The organism is Caballeronia ptereochthonis (assembly GCF_001545075.1).
GTDB lineage: Bacteria > Pseudomonadota > Gammaproteobacteria > Burkholderiales > Burkholderiaceae > Caballeronia > Caballeronia ptereochthonis.
The window spans coordinates 186284-192303 of the sequence record NZ_FCOB02000014.1 but is presented as its reverse complement, the minus strand read 5'-3'; the positions used below and the strand labels follow the sequence as shown (position 1 = coordinate 192303).

Here is a 6020-nt window from a genome sequence, read left to right as displayed (position 1 = left end):
CTATTAGCGTTGCCCCTGTGCGGGGCGGCAGTCACTTTCTTTGCTGCTGCAAAGAAAGTAACCAAAGAAAGCAGCTTTTTGGCCCAGGCAGACTCGTCGTCATCGTTCGGAGTGGCCCAGCCCCTAAGTGTCGTCCTCAAAGGACTCACGCGCCGTGGCTCGCGCACGGTCTGCCGAGCTAGTCCGTTTAGGTGGCTGGTTCAGCACGAAAGCGTTCCGGCACAGCGCTACGCGCTGCCGCAGGATCTGCAAGGGAAACCGCCGTTAGGCAGAAGCGGAGAGATGGAAGCGTTAGTAAAGAAGCGGGCGCACACCCGATTTCTCCTTCGGCCGCGCAGCGGGCCGGTGCTCTTGGATGCTGAACCAGTCCGTCATGCAATACGAGGTGGCAGACCGTGCGCGAGCCACGGCGCGTGAGTCCTTCGAGGGCGACACTTGGGGGCTGGGCCACGCCGAACCATGACGACGCGCCCGCCTCAAGCACTCCGGGCCAGAGCTGCTTTCTTTGGTTGCTTTCTTTGCAGCAGCAAAGAAAGTGACTGCCGCCCCGCACAGGGGCAACACCAATAGACCACTAAGAAATCAGGATTTCACGAAAAAACGCAAGCAAGCGAACAAAACCCATCCAACAAAACCGACCCCATCCCGATGCTAGAAGTCGAATCCCTGAACCAATACTATGGCGGCAGCCACATCCTCCGCGATGTGAAGATGACCGTCCCCGACGGCACCCTCACCGTGCTGCTAGGCCGCAACGGCGTCGGCAAGACGACACTACTACGCTGCCTGATGGGCGTCGTGCCGACCAAAAGCGGCACGATCACCTGGCGCGGCACGAAGATTTCCTCGATGCCGACCCATGCACGCGTCGCGAGCGGCCTCGCCTATGTGCCGCAAGGTCGCGACATCTTCGGGCGTCTCACCGTCGAAGAAAACCTGATGGTCGGCGCTGCAAGCCGCAAGGCGCCTTCGAAGATTCCCGATCGCATCTACGATCTTTTCCCGGTGCTGCGCGACATGAAGCATCGCCGCGGCGGCGATCTCTCCGGCGGCCAGCAACAGCAACTGGCGATCGGCCGCGCGCTGATGAGCGAGCCTCAGTTGCTGATCCTCGACGAGCCGACCGAAGGCATCCAGCCATCGATCATTCGCGACATCGGCCGCACGCTGCGCCAGCTCGTCGATGAAATGGGCATGACGGTGCTGCTCGTCGAACAGTACTACGACTTCGCGCGCGAGCTCGCGGACCGCTACTGGGTCATGAGCCGCGGCGAGATCGTCGCGGGCGGCGCAGGCTCGGAAATGGACGCGCACGGCGTGCGGGAGTTGATCGCCGTCTGACGTTTCGCCGTAAGATGACGGCTCACCTCCACTTCGCATCGCAACCGCATCGCTCATGCATCACGAATCGCACGCGACGCTCGCCGCCGCGCACACCGACGCCGACACCTGGCGCGGCAGGCTCGAACTCGGCTTCGCACGCCAGCACGGCCGCACCGCGTTCGCGCATCGCAAGCACGAAGGGCCGCTGCGCCTGCAACGCCCGCTGTATCCCGAAGGGGACATCTGTCATGCGGTGATCGTGCATCCGCCAGGCGGCGTCGCGGGCGGCGATCGACTATCCATCGACGTTCGCCTGCAAGAGCACGCGCACGCCGTCATCGCGACGCCCGGCGCGACCAAGTGGTACAAGGCCAACGGCAAGCTCGCGACGCAGCGCATCGATATCGATCTCGCGGCCGATGCAAAGCTCGACTGGCTTCCGCAAAACAACATCGTGTTCGAATCGTCGAACATCGAGCTCGAAATGAATCTCACGCTCGATGAAAGCGCCAGCGCAATCGGCTGGGACGCGATGCTGCTCGGCCGTGCCGCCGCCGGCGAGAAGTGGACGCAAGGTCATATCAAGGCGGTATCGCGTATCGCGCACCGCGACGGCAAGACGCTCTGGTTCGAGCGCACCCTGCTCGACGCGAGCGATCCGCTGCGCGAGAGCGCGCAAGGGCTCGCAGGCTTTCCCGCATACGGCACGCTATGGGCCGTCGGCCCCGCCTGCGACGATACGCTCGCCGAAGCCCTCACGGCGCAACTGCCTTTCGACGGCGAATTGCGCTCGGCGGCATCGTGCGTCGCGCAGGGCGTGCTGATCGTGCGCGCGATCAGCCGTTCGATGGAGCCGCTGCAACGCGCGCTCACCGAATGCTGGACGCGCCTTCGTCCCATCGTGCATGGCGTCGATGCGCGGCCGTTGAGGCTCTGGACCACCTGAAACACGCACCACGGCAGCGCATGCGTGCGCCCTGTCGTTGTGCGCGCCCTCACGCGCCGAATGCCCGAACCCCGACGTAGCAAGGGCAAGGAATCGATGGCACGACTCTCGCTTTAATCCTCGGCCCAAGAACCGCGCCCTCCAACGCGGCCGTTCAAGACCGAAGGATCATCGATGCTCACCAGGTTCTCCCGTACGCGACGCACGGCATTCGTCGCGCTTCTTCTCGCTTTCACTCCCTTCGCGGCGCATGCCGACGCCCTCGACACCATCGCGAAGAGCGGCACGCTGCGCGTGGCCGTGCCCGAAGACTATCCGCCCTTCGGCTCGGTCGGCGCGGACATGAAGCCGCAAGGCTACGACGTCGACATGGCGGCGCTGCTCGCGAAGTCGATGAACGTCAGGCTCGAACTCGTGCCGGTCAACAGCGCGAACCGCATTCCCTATCTCACGACCAACAAGGTCGATCTCGTGATCTCGTCGCTCGGCAAGACGCCCGAGCGCGCAAAGGTGCTCGACTTCTCGACCGCTTACGCGCCCTACTTCCAGGGCGTGTTCGGCCCCGCCGACCTCAAGGTGAGCGGCCCCGCCGATCTCACCGGCAAGACCGTCGGCGCGACGCGCGGCGCGCTGGAGGAGATCGCGCTGTCGCAGATGGCGCCGAACGCGACCATCAAGCGCTTCGAGGACAACAACGCGACCATCTCCGCATTCCTGTCGGGCCAGGTGCAGCTGATCGCCGCGGGCAACATCGTCGCGGCCGCGATCCTCGCGAAGAATCCGCCGCGCCGGCCTGAAGCGAAGTTCATCATCAAGGACTCGCCATGCTACGTCGGCATGAACAAGAACGAGCCGCGCCTGATGGCCAAGGTCGACGACGCCATCGCTCAGGCGAAGAAGGACGGCACGCTCGACACGATGTCGAAGAAGTGGTTCGGCCAGCCGCTGCCGGCAAGCCTCTGATCGATGAGCGCCGCATCGTATGGCCTATGAACTTCAATTCGCCGACCTCGCGCAATACGCCGGCATGTTCGCGAGCGGCGCGGCGACGACGCTTGCGCTGACCGCCGTCTCGACGGCGCTGGGCGTGTCGCTCGGCGTGCTCGGCGCCGCCGCGCGCGACAGCCGGCACGCATGGCTCGGCGCGCTCGCCGGCGGCTATGTCGAAACGATCCGCAACACGCCGTTCATCGTGCAGCTGTTCTTCGTGTTCTTCGGCCTGCCCGCGCTCGGCATCCATCTGAGCGAGTACGTCGCGGCGATTCTCGCGATGACGCTCAACCTCGGCGCGTATTCGATCGAGATCATCCGCGCGGGTGTCGCGGCCGTGCCGCAGGGGCATCACGAAGCGGCGGCCTCGCTTGCGATGTCGCGCGGCGAGACGTTCCGCCATGTCGTGCTGCCGCAGGCGCTCGAGAAGGTGTTTCCCGCGCTGACGAGCCAGATCGTCATCACGATGCTCGGCTCCGCCGTCGTGTCGCAGATCTCGGTGCCCGACCTCACCTACGCGGCGAGCTACATCCAATCGCGCAACTTCCGCGCGTTCGAGACGTGCTTCTTCATCACGGCCGCGTATCTCGTGATGGCGCTCATCCTGCGCGCAGTCCTGAACGCAGCCGGCAAGCGCTTTCTGTCCGGCAACCGGAGCGCCGCGCGATGATCGAATTCACCTTGGCGCAGATCGTCGAGAACCTGCTGCTCGCCGCGCGCTGGACCATCGTGCTGTCGATCGTGTCGTTCGTGCTGGGCGGCATCGTCGGCTTCGCGCTGCTCGTGATGCGCGTGTCCAAATCGCAAGCGCTGCGCACGCTCGTCAAAGGCTATATCCAGGTCTTTCAGGGCACGCCGCTTCTGATGCAGCTGTTCCTCGTGTTCTTCGGCTTGCCCTTGCTCGGCATCGACGTGTCGCCGTGGCTCGCGGCCACGGTCGGCCTCACGCTTTTCACGAGCGCCTATCTAGCGGAGATCTGGCGCGGCGCGGTCGAAGCGGTGCCCCAGGGACAATGGGAAGCGTCGTCCAGCCTCGCGATGAGCTACTTCGAGCAGCTTCGCCACGTGATCCTGCCGCAGGCGACGCGCATCGCGGTCGGCCCGACGGTCGGCTTCGCCGTGCAGGCGGTGAAGGACACGGCGCTGGTCTCGATCATCGGCTTCACCGAGCTCACCAAGGCCGGCACGATGATTTCGAATGCAACTTTCCGGCCGTTCCTCGTGTATGGGCTCGTCGCCGTGATCTACTTCGTGCTGTGCTATCCGCTCACGCGCTACGCACGCACGCTCGAAAGGAAATGGAATGCCGCTCGTTGAAACCCGCAATCTCCAGAAGCAGTTCGGCGCGAATCAGGTGCTGAAGGGAATCGACTTTTCCGTCGAGCGCGGACAGGTCGTGTCGATCATCGGGCGAAGCGGCTCGGGCAAGAGCACGCTGCTGCGCACGTTGAACGGGCTGGAAAGCATCGACGAAGGCTCGATCGAAATCGACGGCGAGCACATCGATGCGCGTCATGCCGACTTGCGCGCGCTGCGCCTGAAAGTCGGCATGGTGTTTCAGCAATACAACCTCTTTCCGCATCTCACCGCGGGACAGAACGTGATGCTCGCGCAGACGGTCGTCAGGAAAATCCACAAGGCGAAGGCGCGCGCGAGCGCGCATTCGGTGCTCGAACGCGTGGGTCTCGGCGACAAGTTCGACGCGTATCCCGATCAGCTTTCCGGCGGACAGCAACAGCGCGTCGCGATCGCCCGCGCGCTGGCGATGAAGCCCACCGTGCTGCTGTGCGACGAGATCACCTCGGCGCTCGATCCCGAACTCGTCGGCGAAGTGCTTGCGGTCGTCGAAGACCTCGCGCGCGACGGCATGACGCTCATCATGGTCACGCACGAGATGCGCTTCGCGCGCAAGGTGAGCGACCAGGTCGTGTTCATGCATCAGGGACGGGTGTGGGAAGCGGGCGCGCCGGAGGAGATCTTCGAGCGGCCCTCGACCGTGGAGTTGCAGCGCTTCATCCAGTGAACGCGACGGCACTGCAAGCTCATGGAAAGCCTTCAAAAAAGGCCCTGAACCGCATGACATCCGATGCTAGGATTGCAAGGCCCATTTGCCCTGCTCCAGAAAGAAAGAGCCCATGAAACTCACGCCCCGTGAAAAGGACAAGCTGCTGATCTTCACCGCAGCGTTGCTCGCCGAACGCCGCCGCGCGCGCGGCCTGAAGCTCAATTATCCGGAAGCCGTCGCGTTCATTTCGGCCGCGCTGATGGAAGCGGCGCGCGACGGCAGGACCGTCGCCGAGGTCATGCACTACGGCACCACGCTTCTCACCCGCGACGACGTAATGGAAGGCGTGCCCGAGATGATCCCCGACATCCAGATCGAAGCGACCTTCCCCGACGGCACGAAGCTCGTGACCGTCCACCATCCCATTCCTTGAGAAGAGCGACGCTGATGATCCCCGGCGAATATTTCATCGACGATGGCGAGCACGAGCTCAACGCGGGCCGCGAGACCGTGACGGTCGTCGTCGCGAATCACGGCGACCGGCCGGTCCAGATCGGCTCGCATTTCCACTTCTACGAAGTCAACGCGGCGCTCAGGTTCGAGCGCGAGAAGGCGCGCGGCTTTCGCCTGAACATCGCGGCCGGCACCGCCGTGCGCTTCGAGCCGGGACAGGAACGTACGGTCGAGCTCGTCGCGCTCGCCGGCGATCGGCATGTCTATGGCTTCAATGGCCTCGTAATGGGCCCACTCTGAACA

At 64.2% G+C, this 6020-nt stretch carries 8 protein-coding genes; all 8 read left to right on the top strand.

Features of this window, described 5'->3' with window-relative positions; genetic code table 11:
• Positions 1-648 precede the first annotated feature (648 nt).
• The 8 genes from urtE (at position 649) to AWB83_RS16800 (ending at position 6017) form a co-directional block, all read left to right on the top strand.
• The gene (urtE, locus tag AWB83_RS16835; protein ID WP_087046688.1) at positions 649-1341 is read left to right on the top strand and encodes an urea ABC transporter ATP-binding subunit UrtE; all 693 of its coding nucleotides are present in this window, start codon (positions 649-651) and stop codon (positions 1339-1341) included.
• A gap of 55 nt (positions 1342-1396) precedes the next feature.
• A complete protein-coding gene (locus AWB83_RS16830; RefSeq protein ID WP_087046687.1) occupies positions 1397-2269 on the top strand; it encodes an urease accessory protein UreD in 873 nt (290 codons plus the stop codon).
• 174 nt (positions 2270-2443) lie between these two features.
• The gene (locus AWB83_RS16825) at positions 2444-3232 is read left to right on the top strand and encodes a transporter substrate-binding domain-containing protein (protein ID WP_087046686.1); all 789 of its coding nucleotides are present in this window, start codon (positions 2444-2446) and stop codon (positions 3230-3232) included.
• A gap of 19 nt (positions 3233-3251) precedes the next feature.
• Complete coding sequence (locus AWB83_RS16820; RefSeq protein WP_087046685.1) at positions 3252-3929, top strand: amino acid ABC transporter permease; 678 nt, start codon at positions 3252-3254, stop codon at positions 3927-3929.
• Complete coding sequence (locus AWB83_RS16815) at positions 3926-4576, top strand: amino acid ABC transporter permease (protein ID WP_087046684.1); 651 nt, start codon at positions 3926-3928, stop codon at positions 4574-4576. The genes AWB83_RS16820 and AWB83_RS16815 overlap by 4 nt, the downstream gene beginning before the upstream one ends.
• Complete coding sequence (locus tag AWB83_RS16810) at positions 4563-5282, top strand: amino acid ABC transporter ATP-binding protein (protein WP_087046683.1); 720 nt, start codon at positions 4563-4565, stop codon at positions 5280-5282. Before AWB83_RS16815 ends, AWB83_RS16810 begins: the two co-directional genes overlap by 14 nt.
• A gap of 112 nt (positions 5283-5394) precedes the next feature.
• On the top strand, positions 5395-5697 hold the full coding sequence (gene ureA, locus AWB83_RS16805) for an urease subunit gamma (protein ID WP_087046682.1): 303 nt from the start codon (positions 5395-5397) through the stop codon (positions 5695-5697).
• A gap of 14 nt (positions 5698-5711) precedes the next feature.
• Positions 5712-6017, top strand: a complete 306-nt coding sequence (locus AWB83_RS16800) for an urease subunit beta (protein WP_087046681.1) — start codon at positions 5712-5714, stop codon at positions 6015-6017.
• Positions 6018-6020 lie beyond the last annotated feature (3 nt).

Excerpts from the sequence above, each read along its gene's own strand:
- AWB83_RS16815 (WP_087046684.1), top strand. The coding sequence starts at position 3,926 with ATGATCGAATTCACCTTGGCGCAGATCGTCGAGAACCTGCTGCTCGCC.
- AWB83_RS16810 (WP_087046683.1), top strand. The coding sequence starts at position 4,563 with ATGCCGCTCGTTGAAACCCGCAATCTCCAGAAGCAGTTCGGCGCGAAT.
- AWB83_RS16820 (WP_087046685.1), top strand. The coding sequence starts at position 3,252 with ATGGCCTATGAACTTCAATTCGCCGACCTCGCGCAATACGCCGGCATG.
- AWB83_RS16830 (WP_087046687.1), top strand. The coding sequence starts at position 1,397 with ATGCATCACGAATCGCACGCGACGCTCGCCGCCGCGCACACCGACGCC.
- AWB83_RS16825 (WP_087046686.1), top strand. The coding sequence starts at position 2,444 with ATGCTCACCAGGTTCTCCCGTACGCGACGCACGGCATTCGTCGCGCTT.
- AWB83_RS16800 (WP_087046681.1), top strand. The coding sequence starts at position 5,712 with ATGATCCCCGGCGAATATTTCATCGACGATGGCGAGCACGAGCTCAAC.
- urtE (WP_087046688.1), top strand. The coding sequence starts at position 649 with ATGCTAGAAGTCGAATCCCTGAACCAATACTATGGCGGCAGCCACATC.
- ureA (WP_087046682.1), top strand. The coding sequence starts at position 5,395 with ATGAAACTCACGCCCCGTGAAAAGGACAAGCTGCTGATCTTCACCGCA.